Annotated in this window: 16 protein-coding genes; 1 reads left to right on the top strand and 15 read right to left on the bottom strand. The window is 67.1% G+C overall.

Annotated elements, in window-relative coordinates:
• Nucleotides 1-53: 53 nt before the first annotated feature.
• Genes RMCB_RS26525 through RMCB_RS26570 form a run of 10 tightly spaced genes read right to left on the bottom strand, consistent with a single transcriptional unit; the run spans nucleotide 54 to nucleotide 9,484 of the window.
• Entirely contained in the window at nucleotides 54-1,034 is a 981-nt protein-coding gene (locus RMCB_RS26525) for an FUSC family protein (protein WP_165606331.1), read from the bottom strand.
• The gene (locus RMCB_RS26530) at nucleotides 1,034-1,540 is read right to left on the bottom strand and encodes a (2Fe-2S)-binding protein (protein WP_062831149.1); all 507 of its coding nucleotides are present in this window, start codon (nucleotides 1,538-1,540) and stop codon (nucleotides 1,034-1,036) included. Before RMCB_RS26530 ends, RMCB_RS26525 begins: the two co-directional genes overlap by 1 nt.
• The gene (locus RMCB_RS26535; protein ID WP_062831150.1) at nucleotides 1,527-2,408 is read right to left on the bottom strand and encodes an FAD binding domain-containing protein; all 882 of its coding nucleotides are present in this window, start codon (nucleotides 2,406-2,408) and stop codon (nucleotides 1,527-1,529) included. The genes RMCB_RS26530 and RMCB_RS26535 overlap by 14 nt, the downstream gene beginning before the upstream one ends.
• Complete coding sequence (locus tag RMCB_RS26540) at nucleotides 2,405-4,729, bottom strand: xanthine dehydrogenase family protein molybdopterin-binding subunit (protein WP_063979677.1); 2,325 nt, start codon at nucleotides 4,727-4,729, stop codon at nucleotides 2,405-2,407. Before RMCB_RS26540 ends, RMCB_RS26535 begins: the two co-directional genes overlap by 4 nt.
• Nucleotides 4,708-5,499 (bottom strand): ABC transporter permease, encoded by a 792-nt coding sequence (locus tag RMCB_RS26545; protein ID WP_062831151.1) that lies wholly within the window; start codon nucleotides 5,497-5,499, stop codon nucleotides 4,708-4,710. The genes RMCB_RS26540 and RMCB_RS26545 overlap by 22 nt, the downstream gene beginning before the upstream one ends.
• The gene (locus RMCB_RS26550; RefSeq protein WP_029372074.1) at nucleotides 5,496-6,347 is read right to left on the bottom strand and encodes an ABC transporter permease; all 852 of its coding nucleotides are present in this window, start codon (nucleotides 6,345-6,347) and stop codon (nucleotides 5,496-5,498) included. The genes RMCB_RS26545 and RMCB_RS26550 overlap by 4 nt, the downstream gene beginning before the upstream one ends.
• Nucleotides 6,344-7,144, bottom strand: a complete 801-nt coding sequence (locus tag RMCB_RS26555) for an ABC transporter ATP-binding protein (protein ID WP_062831152.1) — start codon at nucleotides 7,142-7,144, stop codon at nucleotides 6,344-6,346. The genes RMCB_RS26550 and RMCB_RS26555 overlap by 4 nt, the downstream gene beginning before the upstream one ends.
• Before the next feature lie 33 nt (nucleotides 7,145-7,177).
• Nucleotides 7,178-8,158 carry an ABC transporter substrate-binding protein gene (locus RMCB_RS26560; RefSeq protein WP_062831153.1) on the bottom strand — a complete coding sequence of 327 codons (981 nt, stop codon included), beginning with the start codon at nucleotides 8,156-8,158 and terminating at the stop codon, nucleotides 7,178-7,180.
• Nucleotides 8,159-8,217: 59 nt separating this feature from the next.
• A complete protein-coding gene (locus RMCB_RS26565) occupies nucleotides 8,218-8,496 on the bottom strand; it encodes a hypothetical protein (protein WP_062831154.1) in 279 nt (92 codons plus the stop codon).
• Nucleotides 8,489-9,484 carry an LLM class flavin-dependent oxidoreductase gene (locus tag RMCB_RS26570; RefSeq protein WP_234792255.1) on the bottom strand — a complete coding sequence of 332 codons (996 nt, stop codon included), beginning with the start codon at nucleotides 9,482-9,484 and terminating at the stop codon, nucleotides 8,489-8,491. The genes RMCB_RS26565 and RMCB_RS26570 overlap by 8 nt, the downstream gene beginning before the upstream one ends.
• A gap of 46 nt (nucleotides 9,485-9,530) precedes the next feature.
• Here RMCB_RS26570 and RMCB_RS26575 point away from each other — a divergent pair, with 46 nt between their 5' ends.
• Nucleotides 9,531-10,175 carry an SRPBCC family protein gene (locus RMCB_RS26575; protein ID WP_234792256.1) on the top strand — a complete coding sequence of 215 codons (645 nt, stop codon included), beginning with the start codon at nucleotides 9,531-9,533 and terminating at the stop codon, nucleotides 10,173-10,175.
• A gap of 10 nt (nucleotides 10,176-10,185) precedes the next feature.
• Here the strand turns inward: RMCB_RS26575 and RMCB_RS26580 are convergent, their stop codons facing one another.
• From RMCB_RS26580 to RMCB_RS26600, 5 genes are all read right to left on the bottom strand, one after another.
• The gene (locus RMCB_RS26580; protein WP_062831156.1) at nucleotides 10,186-10,644 is read right to left on the bottom strand and encodes a RidA family protein; all 459 of its coding nucleotides are present in this window, start codon (nucleotides 10,642-10,644) and stop codon (nucleotides 10,186-10,188) included.
• Nucleotides 10,641-11,375: a GntR family transcriptional regulator gene (locus tag RMCB_RS26585; RefSeq protein WP_062831157.1), complete on the bottom strand. Its 735-nt coding sequence runs from the start codon at nucleotides 11,373-11,375 to the stop codon at nucleotides 10,641-10,643. Before RMCB_RS26585 ends, RMCB_RS26580 begins: the two co-directional genes overlap by 4 nt.
• Before the next feature lie 72 nt (nucleotides 11,376-11,447).
• Nucleotides 11,448-12,221, bottom strand: coding sequence for an HAD-IIA family hydrolase (locus RMCB_RS26590; protein WP_029372085.1), 774 nt, complete (start codon nucleotides 12,219-12,221; stop codon nucleotides 11,448-11,450).
• Between the two features lie 89 nt (nucleotides 12,222-12,310).
• Nucleotides 12,311-13,696, bottom strand: a complete 1,386-nt coding sequence (locus RMCB_RS26595) for an aspartate aminotransferase family protein (RefSeq protein ID WP_062831158.1) — start codon at nucleotides 13,694-13,696, stop codon at nucleotides 12,311-12,313.
• A 113-nt stretch (nucleotides 13,697-13,809) separates the two neighbouring features.
• On the bottom strand, nucleotides 13,810-15,303 hold the full coding sequence (locus tag RMCB_RS26600; protein ID WP_029372088.1) for a CoA-acylating methylmalonate-semialdehyde dehydrogenase: 1,494 nt from the start codon (nucleotides 15,301-15,303) through the stop codon (nucleotides 13,810-13,812).
• Between the last annotated feature and the right edge of the window lie 102 nt (nucleotides 15,304-15,405).

Consider the following 15,405-nt stretch of genomic DNA (forward strand, 5'->3'; position numbering starts at 1 on the left):
TCAGTTTGGATTTTGTATACACTATCCGATAATCGAAGCTGGGTACAGGCCCGCTACCGTCGCCGGTAGACCCGAACCAGCGTCGGGATCGCGAAGACCACCACCGCGACGATCACCGCACCGGCGAGATTCATCGCGAGTCGGATGCCGCCCTCGTACCAGGGGAACAGTCGGGGGTACTCACTGACGACCAGCAATACGGGCGGTCCGGTGATCGCCCACCACGTGTAGTTGACCGGACGCAGAGCCATCGCCAGCATGAAGAGCACGACCGTCGCGCCGACCGTGACCGGCGCGGGTGCCTGGGCTCCGAGCAACAGCGCAGCGATCACCGCCCCCACCGCGTTGCCCGAAAGCCGTTGCGCCAGCCGCTTTCCGGTCTGCGATCGGGTTGGCTGAATGGTCAGCAGCACGCTGGTGACCAGCCAGTGCCCGCCCACCAGGTCGACGGGAAGAAGCGTGACGGCCGACGCCGCGACCCCGACGGCCACACCGACGCGCAGCGCGTGCTCCATGCTGGGAGCCGCTCGAGGAGCCTCGTGTTCATCAACGCGACGGCGCGCGAAGCCGAACCAGACCGCCCACGCCGCGAACACGACGGCCGCGCCCAGCGCATAGGGCCACAGCGCGCTGAGGCCACGGGCACCGTTCACATCGATCGCGAGCAGCACCACGGCCAATCCGGCGGTGGCGCCCACCCGGGCTACCAATGCGCCGAACATGGCCGCGGCGACGGTCACCGCCAGCAGAACCGCGGGGTACGGCGTGCTCAGCACGACGATCACGCCACAGAGCACCACGGTCGCGGCCCGCACACCCATCGTCTGTGCCGCCGCACGACATGTGGTGGGCAGCTCGGGCACTGCGGTCAGGACGAACCCGAGTGCCACGGCCGAACCCGATTCGGCGTGGCCGGCCATGGCCGGGACGAGGAGTATGGCGCCCAGCGCGAGCGCGAGGACCATCCCCATGCCCCACCGGCTGGAGCCAACCGGACGCAGCAGTTCCGGTGCGCGCAGACGACCGGCCGGCATCATCCCGACTGGTCTGCGGCGTCCAGCACCGCCTGCACGATGCCCTGATATCCGGTGCAGCGACAGATGTTGCCCGACAAGGCTTCCCGGACCGAGTCCTCGGTCACTGGCTTCTCGGTGTTCGGGTCGCGCAGCAGTTCCACCGCGGTGACCAGGAATCCGGGCGTGCAGAAACCGCACTGCAAACCGCCGCGTTCGGAGAACGCCTGCCGTAGCCGCCGGGTCTCCTCGAACTCGTCGAGGCCTTCCACGGTGGTCACCCGCAGCCCGTCGACCTGCACGGCCAACATGAGGCAGGTGCGCGCGCTGCGGCCGTCGACGAACACCGAGCAGGCGCCGCACACACCGTGTTCGCAGCCGAGATGCGTGCCGGTCAACCCCAACTCGTCGCGCAGGAAATCGGCCAGCGTCAACCGCGGCGGCACCGTGCGCTGTACGAGCCGCCCGTTGACCACCACTGAGATGGTCACGCCTGTAGCGGGTTTGACGGTGTCAGTGCTCTGCATCGGGATTGCCCTCCTGGTTGCCGGCCCGCTCGTGCGCGGCGGCAAGCGATTGGCGCACCGCGGCCTCACACAGCCTGCGGGCGTATTCGGGATCCTCAGCTGACGGCTCGGTCGCGCGGGCCCAGCGGGCCGCAAGGGCATCCCACATCCGGTCCGACGGTCGTTCACCGACAACGTCGTCCGCCGTGAACAGCAGTGGCCGGTCGGCGGCGCTGAGCACCGCGCACCGGACCGCCGCGATGCGCCCGTCAGCTCCGACATCGAGCACACAGCCGGCTCCCGCGAGTCCGTAATCGCCGTGCTGGTGGGCGTATTCGACGAAACCCCGGCCCTGACCGGCGCGGGTCGCGGGCACCGAGATCCAGGTGATGATCTCGTCGGGTTCCAGTGCGTTGGTGTAGAACGACACGAACATGTCCTCGGCCGGGATCTGCCGGCGCCCACGGGATGCGGAATCAATGTGAAACGTTGCTCCGAGAACCAATGTCGCGAGCGGCATTTCGGCTGCAGGGTCGGCGTGGGCCACCGATCCGCCGATGGTGCCGCGGTTACGGATGCCGACGTGGCCGATGTAGCGTGCGGCGTCGGCGAGCAGCGGGGCCCGCGCGGCGATCAGCGGGTCCACCTCGACGGTGCGGTGAGTGACCAGGGCACCGAGGATCAGATCGTCGGTGTCGTCGAAGATCCGGGTGAGCTCCGCAAGCCTGCCGATGTCCACGATGACGCTCGGCCGGGCCAGCCGCAGATTCATCAGCGCCATCAGCGACTGTCCACCCGCCATGAGCTTGGCGTCCGGGTGGGTGGCGAGCAGGTCCAGCGCCTCGCCGACCGTGTCGGGGCGAAAGTACTCGAACGCAGCGGGTTTCACGATGCCTCCAGGGCCCGGAACACCTCGTCTGTCGAGATCGGGGTGCAGTTGACGTGCAACCCGCCACCGACGGCGTCGTCGACCGCACAGGCCACCGCCGAGTAGACCGCGATGGTGCCGCTCTCCCCCGCACCCCGCACGCCGATCGGATTGCACGGGGTGTCGACGTGCAGGTGCCGTACCCGCACGCGCGGCATATCGGTGCTGAGCGGCAAATGGTAGGCGGCGAACGTGGTCGACTGCGGCTGGCCTGACGGCGAATACCGCCATTGCTCGAACAGCGCCCCACCCACACCCTGAGCGACCCCACCGATGATCTGTCCCTCGACGATCTTCGGGTTGATCTCGCGGCCGCCTTCGTGCGACACCGCATAGCGCAGCACCTTGACGATGCCGGTGCGCGGGTGCACTCCGACGATCACAGCGTGCGCACCCATAGTCCAGGTCACGGTCGGCACCCGGTACACGGCCGTCACGTCGAGTGCGCCACCACCCGGCGCGCCGCCGAGAGCAGCACGGGCCAGTTCGGACCAGCTCACGGAATGCTCTGCCGCCACATGGAATCGGCCGTCGGCGTATTGGACGTCGGATTCGTCGGCGCCGGCCAGCCGCGCAGCTCGCCCGGTGGCCAAAGCGCCGAGTTCGCCGGCGGCCTTGTGCACGGCCGAACCGGCCAGGATCGCCGAGCGGCTGGCGAACGTGCCGACCCCGTCGGGTAACCGCTCGGTATCGCCGGGGACGTAACAGACCTGCTCCATGGGCACCGCCAACGCTTCGGCGGCCACCTGGGCGAATACCGTTTCGTGGCCCTGGCCCGCGGACGCCGCACCGGCGGTCACCTCGAACCGCCCGTCGGGCAGCAGCCGGATCCGCGCCGTCTCGTGTGGGCCGCGACCCGTCGCCTCCAGGTAACAGGACAGCCCGTAACCGATGCGGTACTGCGGATGTGTTGCCGCACAACGGGTCATCTCATCCCGCGGCAGCGAATCGAGCACCGACTCCAGGCACGCACGGTAGTCGCGGCCGTCGTAGCTGATCGGCACGCCGTCCCGGTACGGGATGGGCCGCGCATAGGGCAGGTCCGCGTCGGTGAGCAGATTGCGCCGCCTGATCTCGTCGGTCGACAAGCCCAGTTGGGCAGCCGCGGCGTCGAGGCTGCGTTCGAGTGCGAACGTCGCCTCGGGGCGGCCCGCACCGCGGTACTGCGCCACCAAGGTCTTGTTGGTCAGCGCGGCTCTCCCGGAGATGTCGGCCGCCGGTATGCGGTACGGGCCGAGCAGGTGAATCGCCGTATTGGCGATGATGCCTGCGACCCAGAGACTTCCGGCGCCGATGTCCACGACGAAATCGTCGGCCCAGGCCAGGATGTGGCCTTCGGAGTCGAATGCCAGCCGGGTGCGGTGAATCTGATCGCGACCCTGCGCGCTGGCGACCAGATGCTCCTGACGGTCCTCGACCCAGATCACCCGGTGCCCCGTGCGTCGGGCCAGCAACGCGAGCAGAATCTCCTCGCCGTACACGTTGGCCTTGGTGCCGAAACCGCCACCGACGTCGGGCACCGACACCTTGATGTCCTGAGGGGACCAGCCGGTCACGGCGCAGATGGCATTGCGCACCATGTGCGGAACCTGGGTCGACGTGGTGAGCTCGACGCGCCGCCGCCGCGGGTCGAAATGCGCGAGCACGCCCCGGCATTCCAGCGGAACGGCCCCGTGCCGATTCATCCGGTAGGTGCCGGTGACCACGTGGGCGGCAGCGGCGAATGCGCGCTCGGGATCACCGAACGAGTACCGCAGCCGGGCCGCTTCGTTGCCGTCGAGGTGGTCGAACAACACCGGGCTTCCGGGCTCGAGCGCTGCCACCGGATCGGTGACCGCCGGCAGGGCCTCGTAGTCGACCTCGACGGCTTCCGATGCATCTTCGGCGCAGTACCGGTCCTCGGCGACCACGACGGCGATCGGCTGGCCGACATAGTGCACGCGATCGGACGCGAGAATCGGCAGCCGCTGTTCGGCCAGGACACACCCGGTGGCGGCAGTGAACTGAGGATCCGGCGTGGTCAGGCTCGGGATGGCCACGCCGCGCAGCCCCAGGTCGGCGGCGGTGAAAACGCCAACCACACCGGGCATCCGCGTCGCGGCGGCCGCGTCGATCCGGGTGATCGCGGCGTGCGGCTCGCTGGAGCGCACGAACACCACGTGGTGCGCGCCCGCGGCGTGATCGGCGACGAACTGCCCGTGTCCGCCCAGCAGCCGCTCGTCCTCGCGGCGCAGCACCGAACTGCCGATGTAGCCCGGCCTCAATGGAGTCGTTTCTCCCACTGCCACAACGCAATCGAGATGCCGAACGAGATCGTGATCAGCAGCATGATCGTGGCGACCATGGACGGGTAGTCACCGTGGCTGTAGGCCTGCAACACCACCCGGCCCAAGCCCCGCCGGGTGGCGAAGAACTCCGAGAGCACCACGCCGACCACCGCCAGGCTCACCGCGAGCCGAATGCCGGTCAGCAGGGGACGCCTGATCGCCGGAATGATGATGTGCACCAGCATCTGCCACGCGTTGGCACGTACCGACCGGCCGAGTTTCCAGTAGACCCGCGGGATCTGCTGAACACCGGTGGACACGTTGATAAGCACCGGGAACAACGCAAACAGCACACCCATGACGACCTTGGACCCGGTCAGGCTGAAGATCGGCAGCAGCACCGGGTACAGCACGATCTTCGGAATGCCGTTGAGCATGATCAGCATTGGTTCGAAGAGCACCCGCAGCCGCTCCGAAAGCCCCAACACCAGCCCCAGGCCCCCGCCGATCGCGGTTCCGATGACGAAAGCCAGGAACACCGATTGCGCGGTGACCCGCAGATCGAACAGGTACGCCGGGTCCGAGAGGTTGCCGATCAGCACGCCCATGGTCTGGACGGGTGACGGGATCACGAACGTGAGGTCGGAGAACACCTCCCACACGATCGCCACCACCACCGCGAGCAATGTGGCACCCAGCGCCTGGTTGCCCAACAGCGCACGCAATCGCCGCGTCGTCGACCCGGTCTTCGTTGGCGCCGTGGTCTTCTCCACGGTCGAGGTCATCGGTTCCTCCCCCGCAGCAGGATGCGTTCCACCAGGGCCAGCAGCACGGTGAGGATGCACGAGAGCACCAGCACCACGGCGATGTAGGCGAACATCTCGTTGTTGTCGAAGATCTCGTACAGGTAGCGGATGCGGTACCCCAGGCCGGCCTGCGCGGTGGTGAACTCCATCGCGATGGTGCCGATCAACGCGTAGACCACCGCGAGCCGCAGTCCTGCGACGATGAACGGCCCTGCCGCGGGAATCGCGATCGCGAACAGGGTCTGTCGTGGGGAAGCCTTGAGGGAACGGGCCAGTTTGAGGTACACCGGCGGCATCGAGTTGAGCCCGACCGCGGTGTTGAGTGCCATCGGAATCGCCGCCATGACGGTCGCCAGGATGATCACCGACGTGGCGTTGATGCCGACCAGGACGATCATCACCGGATAGAACAGCACGAGCGGCACCGCATAGAACGAGACCAGGTACGGCTCGAAGATCCGCCCCACCGCGGGCACTTTCCAGAAGACCAGGCCCGCCGCGAAACCCAACAGGCTGCCGAACACGATCGAGAACGCCACCTCGACACCGGTACGGGCGGCGTCGTCCCAGAACTGCGGTTGCCCCAGCAGCCGGCCCAACTCGGCCAGGATCACCGACGGTGCGGGCAGGACGCGATCGCTCCACCACCCGGCCTTGGCACCGATCTCGGCGAACACCAGGAACGCGACGATCAGCACGACGGTCGAGATGCCGCTCAACGCGAAGTTGCCCAGCCTGCGTCCGCGCCGCGCGGGATGCGGCCGGCCGGGATCGGGTGTCATCGTCTCGGTGGGCAGGTCGTCTTGTGCCACATAGGAAGTCGTCACGCGGTGGCGGCCTCCTGCTGCTTGAACCCGCGCATCGATTCGGCCTGCAGCGAAGTCCAGATCCGGTTCTGCAGCTTGTTGAACTCGGGCGTGGAGACCATGCCTGCGTCGCGTTCGTCGGGCAGGTCGATGTCGACGACGTCGATGATCGACCCCGGCCGGTACGACATCACCCACACCTGCTGGGACAGCAGGATGGCTTCGGAGATGTCGTGGGTCACGAACACGATGGTCTGGTGGGTGCGGGCCCAGATCTGGCGGACCTCGGCGCCGAGGAACAGCCGGGTCTGCTGGTCGAGCGCGGCGAACGGCTCGTCCATGAGCACCACTTCGGGCTGCACGGCGAGTGTGCGGGCCAGCGCGACCCGTTGCCGCATGCCGCCGGAAAGCATCGAAGGATAAGACTTTTCGAAGCCGCCCAGGCCCACGAGTTCGATGGCGTCCTTCGCGCGCTGACGACGGGCGGCCTTGTCGGTGCCGATCATCTCCATCGCGAAGGCCACGTTCTCCTCGACGGTGCGCCATGGCAGTGTCGAATCTTCTTGGAACACCACACCGATCGTGGGATCAGGCCCGGCCACCGGTTTACCGGCGACCCGCACCTGGCCCGTGGAGGCTTTCTGCAACCCCGAGATCACCGCCAGCAGCGTGGATTTACCGCATCCGCTCGGCCCGACGATGGACACGAAGCTGGAGTGCGGTACGTGCTGGGTGATGTCGGTTACCGCCGTGACTTTGCCTGCAGGGGCGTCGAAGACGACGGATACGTCCTCGATCCGGATGCCGTCATGATCCATGGGTGCGCCTCTTCCGCTAGCTGGCTGTCTGGTTCAGAACTTCGCCCGCGCGGCGTCGGGCAGGTACTGCTGGTCGAGCGTGGCGGCCCAGTCGATGGGCTGCGAGATCTGACCGGCACCCACCATCAACTCCGACAGGTTGGTCAGGCCTGCGGTGTCGACCGTCAGGGTGTATCCCTTGGCCAGGTCCGGGTTGCTCTTGAACGCCGACTTCATCACCTCGGGACTGACCCCGACGAGCGGTGCGATGGTCGCCGCGGCGTCGTCCGGGTTGGCGACCAGCCACTCGTTGAGTCGGTTGACGACAGTGAAGAAGTCGCGGATGTTGTCCGGGTTCTTCTCGGCATAATCGGTGTTGACCGCGACCAGGTCGGCGGGCAGGTCGCCGACGACGTCGCGCGAATTCACCAGTACCTCAGCGTGATCCGAGGCCTGCTTGGCCGCGATGAACGGCTGCATGGCCCACCCGGCCGTGATCTGGCCGGCCTTGGCCGCGGTCCAGTTGTCCCCCATCGGGCCGACCGCCTGCGACTTGACGTTGAGCTTGCGTTCCAGACCCTTGACGATCAGTTCGGTCGAGGATCCCGCCGAACTGAAGCCGAGGGTGGCCCCTTCGAGTTTCCGTCCGGGCGGGGAGATCCACGAGAAGTCGTTCATCTGGAACCACGGCGCAACGACCTTGAGCTTCGAATTCGGTTGCCGTGCAGCGAGAATGACCGAGCTGTTGCCCGCGATGGCCATATCCGCATCGCCGCTGGTGACGACCCGCAGGGTGTTCCCGCCGCCGCCGCCCGAGTAGAGATCGACGTTGAGGCCCTGTTCCTTGAACCAGCCCTTGTCGATCCCGACCTGCAGGATCGCCATGAACGGCAGGCTGTCGACGCCGGTGGCCGAGATGCTCAACGCGTCGGTGCCACCGCCTGCGGGACCGGCGGATTCGTCGGCGCAGGCCGTCATCCCGACGATTACGGCGGCAGCCGTACACGCAGCAAAAACCTTGGGAAACCACGCCATCCGACACAACCTCCGGCCGTTGAATATTGGATACACTATACGAATTACTGTGATCTAGGTCAATGTTTTCCGGTGTTCGCGCGCCCCGTGACCCTCGACAGCAACCCCGCCAGTTCGAGCCCTACCGCCACGCCTACGAGCGCCGCGGCCGCCGCGAATCGGCCACCGCCGACTGGCGCCGACGCGTCGGACGCCGTGGCGGGCAGAGCACTCGCCTGTTGCACACCCGTCTGTACGCCGTCGGCGGGAGTGAGTGCCCGCTTCAACGCGGGCGGTGCGCCCGGTACCGCGCTTCCCGGCGCGGGATACGTCCGTGCGGCGCGGGCCACGTCAGGCATGACCGCCGACGATCTCGGCGAAGGTGCGGATGGTCGGAGCCCGGCTCTCCCCCGGCCGCACGAACGGCACGATCGACACCTGGTCGACGCCGAGCACCTCGATCTCCTTGAGTCGCTGGGCACACTCGTCCGGCGTGCCGGCCAGTGCGAACAGATCCACCAACTCGTCGGGTACCAGATCTGCGTGCGACGCTTCGGTGTTCATGTGCTGGTAGTAATCGTAGGAGTCCCGGATCCGGTCGATCGCCTGCTCGAGCGACGGCTCGACCTTGGCGGGCAACGGGCGGATCGCGACGCGAGATACATGCGCGCGCACCAGATCTCGGGCCTTGGTGCGGTCTTCGTCGATCGCGGTCGGCGTCCACAGCACGATGTGGATGTCATCGAGCGTGCGACCGCTCTCGGCGGCACCCGCTTCGATGGTCGCCAGGGCGGCTTCGATGAAGCGCGGCGCGGTACCGACGAGGACGATCACGCCATCGGCAATGCGCCCGGACATCCGCAGGATCTTCGGTGCGGATGCCGCGATGTAGATCGGTATGTTCATCGGCTCGGTCACGTAGTTCAGGTGGTATTCGGCGCCGCTGGTCGGCTCCACCACCTTCTCACCTTTGAAGAGCGCACGGAGGTCGACGATCGACTGCTCCAGCTCAGCGAGCTTGAGCGGCGTGAGGCCCATGGTCCGCAAGGATGAATCGCCGGTCCCGATCCCCAGCGCCACGCGACCACCGGTGAACTCCGCGAGTGTCGCCCAGGTGGACGCGAGCAGCGACGGATGCCGGGTCACCGCGTTGGTCACGCCGGTGCCGAAGACGATGCGCTCGGTGCCGACCGCCGCGGCCCCCATGACGGTCGACGACTCTCGCCAGATGTTCTGCGAGTCACCGAACCACACGTTGTCGTAGCCGAGCGATTCGCTCAGCTTGACGTACTCGCACATGGCGCCCACCGGTTCGGTCGGGAACAGACCGACCCCTTTGCTCAGCACTATCGACCTCCTGGGCCTACGTTGGATATCGTATCCAATCGTAAGGGTGCGGTTCAGGTCACACAACCGCAACCAGATGCGCGGACCGGTCGAGGAGAGGACACAAATCGTCATGCAACTGGTCAACGAGTTCACCGTCGATGCGCCGCTCGATGTCGCGTGGGCAGCACTGACCGACATACCGCGCGTCGTCGGATGCATCCCCGGCGCCGAACTCGAAGGCCACGAGGGTGAGGACTACCGGGCGCGGGTCGCGGTCAAGGTCGGTCCGGTGGGCCTCACGCTGGCGGGCACGGCAACCGTGGTGAGCCGCGACGACACCGCACATCAGATGGTGGTGCGCGGCGCCGCCCGTGATCGCACGGGTAACGGCTCGGCAGAGGCGACCGTCACGATGTCGGTCCGCGACGGTGGCGGCCACGCCCAGGTCACGGTGCGGACCGACCTCGAACTCGGCGGCCGCATCGCCCAATTCGGCAGTGGCGTCATCTCGCAGGTCGCCAACCGCATCATCGGGCAATTCGTCCGTAGGCTCAACTCGCTGATCGCACCGGCGGAGCAACCGTCAGCCGTGCACCAGCCCGCTCAGCGGCGTACCGGTGAAAACGACTGGCTGACAATCGCATTGATGGCCCTGGCCGGCGTTGCCCTGGGGTTGGCCGTCGGGCGCACCGCCGAGCGGCTGGCCTGATCCGGGCCGGCTAGCGCACGCCGGCGACGAGTTCCAATTCCACGCACGCGCCACCGGGCAACGATGCCACCCCGATCGCCGTGCGGGCGTGCGCGCCGCAGTCCTCACCGAACACCTCGATCAAGAACTCGGAGGCACCGTCGATGACCGCCGGATGCGCGTCGAAATCGGGCCTCGCCCGGACGTAACCACGCAGGTGCACCAGCGCCGTCACCGCCTGCAGCCCGACCGCCGCGTCGATCGCGGCAATCAGATTCAGCGCCGCGTAACGGGCTTGGGCCCGAGCCTGTTCGAGCGTGACGTCGTCACCCACGACGCCCACAGCACCCGGATCTGCGGGGCGCCGCGCCGTCGAACCCGAGATCCAGAGTTGGTCACCGCAACGCCGGCTCGGGAAATACGCACCTTTGGGTTTCGGCGGCGACGGCATCTCGAAACCCAACGCCGCGAGGCGATCCCGCGGGCTCACGCGTCCGCTTCGGATTCCTCGCGACCGAACACGGTGTGCAGGTGATCGATCGCATGCAGACGGTGTTCGTGGTTCAGCGTGACCACCCGCTCAGCGTCGCGAGCCGCCATCGCTTCGACCAGGAGCACGTGTTCACTGTTGACCTTCGCCAGGTCCATGAGATGCGCATACAGCGGCCGATACGCGTCGGCAGTGTTCCAGAGCTGGGTCACGATGCGCTTGGTGCGCGCCATCCCACTGCCCTCGAACGTCAGGAAGTGAAACTGCCGGTTGGCCAAGCCAACTCCGATCAGATCGCCTGCCGCCGCGCACCGCTCCATCTCGGTCATCTGCTCGCGCATCTGGTCGACAACGTCGTCGGTCACGGCGGGGATGGCATCGCGGATGAGCTCGGCTTCGAGAATGTCGCGCAGCCGAAACACCTCGACCAGTTCATCGAGGCCCAGCTTGGCCACCCGGTAGCCGCTGTGCGGTACGTAGGTGATGTACTCCTCGGCCTCAAGCGTTTTCAGCGCTTCGCGAATAGGGATGCGCGACATACCGAACTGCTCGGCCAGGCTTTCCTGCACGATCCAGCTGCCGGGCGCGAGCTTGCCGCTGGTGATGTCCCGACGCAACGCCTCCGCGACCGCCTGCTGTGCCGTCTTGGGCCTGACGAAGTCCGAACGCGGCCCCTTGCCGCCGGGGGCGGTGTCACGGGCCGTGCGCGGGGTGGCAGTTCGGGGTGGCATCGGGTCTCGCTTTCGCTAATATTGGATACTCTATGCGATCACCCGATTGTGGGGCCATCCCCCACTCGGCGTTCAGATCAGCTCGATCGCCTGGGCGATCGACGGCAGCACACGGCTGGGACGGAACGGGTAGCGCTGGATGTCGTCGGCCTGGGTGGAACCCGTCAGCACCAGGATCGTGTCGAGCCCGGCCTCGATACCGGCCACCACGTCGGTGTCCATCCGGTCCCCCACCATCACGGTGTTCTCCGAATGGGCCTCGATCCGGTTGAGCGCGCTGCGGAACATCATCGGGTTCGGCTTGCCCACGAAGTAGGGTTCGCGGCCGGTGGCCTTGGTGATCATCGCCGCGACCGACCCGGTCGCAGGCAGCGGCCCCTCCGCCGACGGCCCGGTGACGTCAGGGTTGGTGGCGATGAACCGGGCACCGCCGATGATCAGGCGGATGGCCTTGGTGATGGCCTCGAACGAATAGGTGCGGGTTTCGCCCAGCACGACGAAGTCCGGCGCGGTGTCGGTGAGGGTGTAGCCGACCTCATGCAGCGCGGTGGTGAGGCCTGCCTCGCCGATGACGTAGGCCGAGCCGCCGGGCAACTGGCCGTCGAGAAACGCCGCGGTGGCCAGGGCCGAGGTCCAGATGGCCGACTCCGGCACCGACAGGCCCGACCGCAGCAACCGGGCCGCCAGGTCCCGCGGCGTGAAGATCGAATTGTTTGTCAGGACCAGAAACGGCCGTTCCTTGTCCACCAACGTCTGCAGGAACTCCGCAGCTCCGGGTATCGCGGAGTCCTCGTGCACGAGGACGCCATCCATATCTGTCAGCCAGCACTGGGCATGTGAACGCACGGGGTTCAGTCTGCCAAGTCGGCCACCGATTCACAGCACAGCGATGCCCGGCCGCGCGTCACACGCACGGCCGGGCATCGGTCGGAAAATCAGCGAGCGTGCTCGTCGGCGACGTCGAGCGCCTTGTCCAGGATCGCCAGACCCTCGCGCACCTCGTCGGCCGACACGTTGCAGGGCGGCACGACGTGGATCCGGTTGAAGTTGGCGAACGGAAGCAGGCCGTTGGCCTTGCACGCCGCGATGACCGCGTTCATCGCCGGGCTCGAGCCGCCGTACGGGGCCAGCGGTTCGCGGGTCTGCTGATCCGCGACGAGCTCGACGGCCCAGAACACGCCGGCACCGCGCACCTCGCCGACACTGCGATGCTTGGCGGCCAGCTCGGCCAGGCCGGGAGCGATCACCTCGGCGCCGACGCGAGCCGCGTTGTCGACCATGCCTTCGTCCTCCATCGCGTTGATGGTGGCGACGGCGGCCGCGGTGGCCAGCGGATGACCCGAGTAGGTCAGCCCGCCCGGGTAGGCACGGTGGGCGAAGGTCTCGGCGATGGCCGGGCTGATCGCGACACCGCCGAGCGGGACGTAGCCGGAGTTGACGCCCTTGGCGAAGGTCAGCAGGTCAGGCACCACGTCGAAGTGGTTGACGGAGAACCACTTTCCGCTGCGCCCGAAGCCCGCCATCACCTCGTCGGCGATGTACATGATGCCGTACCGGTCGCAGATCTCGCGCACGCCGGCGATGTATCCCCTCGGCGGGATCATGATGCCCGCGGTGCCCGGGATGGACTCCAGCACGATGGCGGCGATGGTCGACGGACCCTCCATGCGGATGGTCTCCTCGAGGTGCTCCAGCGCGCGCTCGGACTCCTCGGCCTCGGTGGTGGCGTGGAAGCGCGAGCGGTACAGGAACGGCCCGAAGAAGTGCACGATGCCTGCGTTGCCGTGGTCGTTGGGCCACCGGCGCGGGTCACCGGTCATGTTGATCGCGGTCTCGGTGCCACCGTGGTAGGAGCGGTACCGGGTGAGCACCTTGTACCGGCCGGTGTGCAGCCGGGCCATGCGCACCGCGTGCTCGATGGCGTCTGCGCCACCGTTGGTGAAGAAGATCTTGTTGAGCTCGCCCGGGGTGCGCTCGGCGATCAGCCGAGCGGCCTCCGAGCGTGCGTCGTTGGCATACTGCGGAGCCACGGTGCACAACTTGGCGGCCTGATCGGCAATGGCCGCAACCACTTTCGGGTGCTGATGACCGATGTTGGTGTTGACCAGCTGGCAGGAGAAATCCAGCAGGCGGTTACCGTCACCGTCCCAGACATACGATCCCTGCGATGCGGTGATCGTCATCGGGGAAATCTCGGCCTGCGCGGACCACGAATGGAACACGTGCGCACGGTCGAGCTCGTAGGTACGCGCCGCCTCGGCGCGCGCCGCCTCCACGGTCAATCCGTTGGGCAGCAGGGTGGACTCATCGGTCAAAGTCATGGTCAAGTCTCTCACTTGTGCTCGCAGCAGCGGGGGTCGATTACCGGTCCTTCGGAGTTGTGTGGCCCATCCGGCGAGGGGTTTGTCCGGATGGGCCACACAACAGTCCAGGTTTACCCGTTCTGAGGGAAGCCCAGGTTGATGCCACCGTGGCTGGGGTCGAGCCAGCGGGTGGTGATGGCCTTGGTGCGGGTGAAGAAGTGCACACCCTCGGTGCCGTGAGCGTGGCTGTCACCGAACAGCGAGGCTTTCCAGCCGCCGAAGCTGAAGTACGCCATGGGAACCGGGATCGGCACGTTGATGCCGACCATGCCCACCTCGACCTCGTTCTGGAAGCGCCGTGCGGCGCCGCCGTCGTTGGTGAAGATCGCGGTGCCGTTGCCGTAGGGGTTGCTGTTGATGAGTTCGAGTGCCTCGTCGTAGGTTTCGACCCGCACCACCGACAGGACGGGTCCGAAGATCTCGTCGGTGTAGACGCTCATCTCGGGGGTCACGTTGTCCAGCAGGGTCGGGCCCAGCCAGAACCCGTCGGCGCCACCGTTGGCGATCACCGTACGGCCGTCGACCACGACCTTGGCCCCGGCGGCCTCGCCGGCGTCGATGTAGGAGGCCACCTTGTCGCGGTGGGCCTTGGTGACCAGCGGGCCCATGTCCGAATCCTTGGTGCCGTCACCGGTCTTGATGGTGGCGGTGCGCTCGGCGATCTTGGCGACCAGGTCGTCGGCGATCGGGCCGACCGCGACGGCCGCGGAGATGGCCATGCAGCGCTCGCCTGCCGAACCGAAACCGGCGTTGACCATGGCGTCGGCGGCCAGGTCCAGATCGGCGTCGGGCAGGATGACCGCGTGGTTCTTGGCGCCGCCCAGGGCCTGCACGCGCTTGCCGGATGCGGTGGCGGTGGCGTAGACGTACTGCGCGATCGGCGTCGAGCCGACGAACGAGATGGCCTTGATCTTGGGGTTGGTCAGCAGCTCGTCGACCGCGGTCTTGTCACCCTGCAGAACGTTGAACACGCCGTCGGGCAGACCGGCTTCCTTCCACAGCTCGGCCATCCAGATCACGGCCGAGGGATCCTTCTCCGAAGGCTTGATGACCACGGTGTTGCCCGCGGCGATCGCGATGGGGAAGAACCACATCGGCACCATGGCGGGGAAGTTGAACGGCGAGATGACGCCGACCGCGCCCAGCGGCTGCAGAACCGAATGCACGTCGACCTTGGTCGAGGCGTTCTCGGTGTAGCCACCCTTGAGCAGATGCGGGATGCCGCAAGCGAATTCGACGACCTCGATACCGCGGGAGACCTCACCGAGGGCATCGGAGAGCACCTTGCCGTGCTCGGAGGTGATGATGGCCGCCAGCTCTTCCTTGCGGGCGTTGATCAGCTCACGGAACGTGAACAGCACCTGCGTGCGCTTGGCCAGTGAGGTGTCCCGCCATTCCGGGAACGCCGCGGCCGCCGCGTCGATCACCGCCTGCGCGTCCTCCACGCTGGCCAGCCGCAACTCACCGGTCACCTCGCCGGTAGCCGGGTTGGTCACCGGCGACGTGGCCGTCGACGAACCGGCGAACGTCTCGTTGTTGCGCCAGTGCTGGATGACGTTGGTCATATGCGGGGACCTCCTCGGGGGGTGGGGTGAACTGTGACTATTACTTTGCGGCACATGGCACCGCTCCGAGCCGGTCATTGTGTATCCGGACCGAGCCTTCTT

The sequence above is a fragment of the Mycolicibacterium brisbanense genome (genome assembly GCF_001570425.1).
Lineage (GTDB): Bacteria > Actinomycetota > Actinomycetes > Mycobacteriales > Mycobacteriaceae > Mycobacterium > Mycobacterium brisbanense.

Excerpts from the sequence above, each read along its gene's own strand:
- RMCB_RS26525 (WP_165606331.1), bottom strand. The coding sequence starts at position 1,034 with ATGCCGGCCGGTCGTCTGCGCGCACCGGAACTGCTGCGTCCGGTTGGC.
- RMCB_RS26530 (WP_062831149.1), bottom strand. The coding sequence starts at position 1,540 with ATGCAGAGCACTGACACCGTCAAACCCGCTACAGGCGTGACCATCTCA.
- RMCB_RS26545 (WP_062831151.1), bottom strand. The coding sequence starts at position 5,499 with ATGACCTCGACCGTGGAGAAGACCACGGCGCCAACGAAGACCGGGTCG.
- RMCB_RS26555 (WP_062831152.1), bottom strand. The coding sequence starts at position 7,144 with ATGGATCATGACGGCATCCGGATCGAGGACGTATCCGTCGTCTTCGAC.
- RMCB_RS26560 (WP_062831153.1), bottom strand. The coding sequence starts at position 8,158 with ATGGCGTGGTTTCCCAAGGTTTTTGCTGCGTGTACGGCTGCCGCCGTA.
- RMCB_RS26565 (WP_062831154.1), bottom strand. The coding sequence starts at position 8,496 with ATGCCTGACGTGGCCCGCGCCGCACGGACGTATCCCGCGCCGGGAAGC.
- RMCB_RS26585 (WP_062831157.1), bottom strand. The coding sequence starts at position 11,375 with ATGCCACCCCGAACTGCCACCCCGCGCACGGCCCGTGACACCGCCCCC.
- RMCB_RS26595 (WP_062831158.1), bottom strand. The coding sequence starts at position 13,696 with ATGACTTTGACCGATGAGTCCACCCTGCTGCCCAACGGATTGACCGTG.
- RMCB_RS26600 (WP_029372088.1), bottom strand. The coding sequence starts at position 15,303 with ATGACCAACGTCATCCAGCACTGGCGCAACAACGAGACGTTCGCCGGT.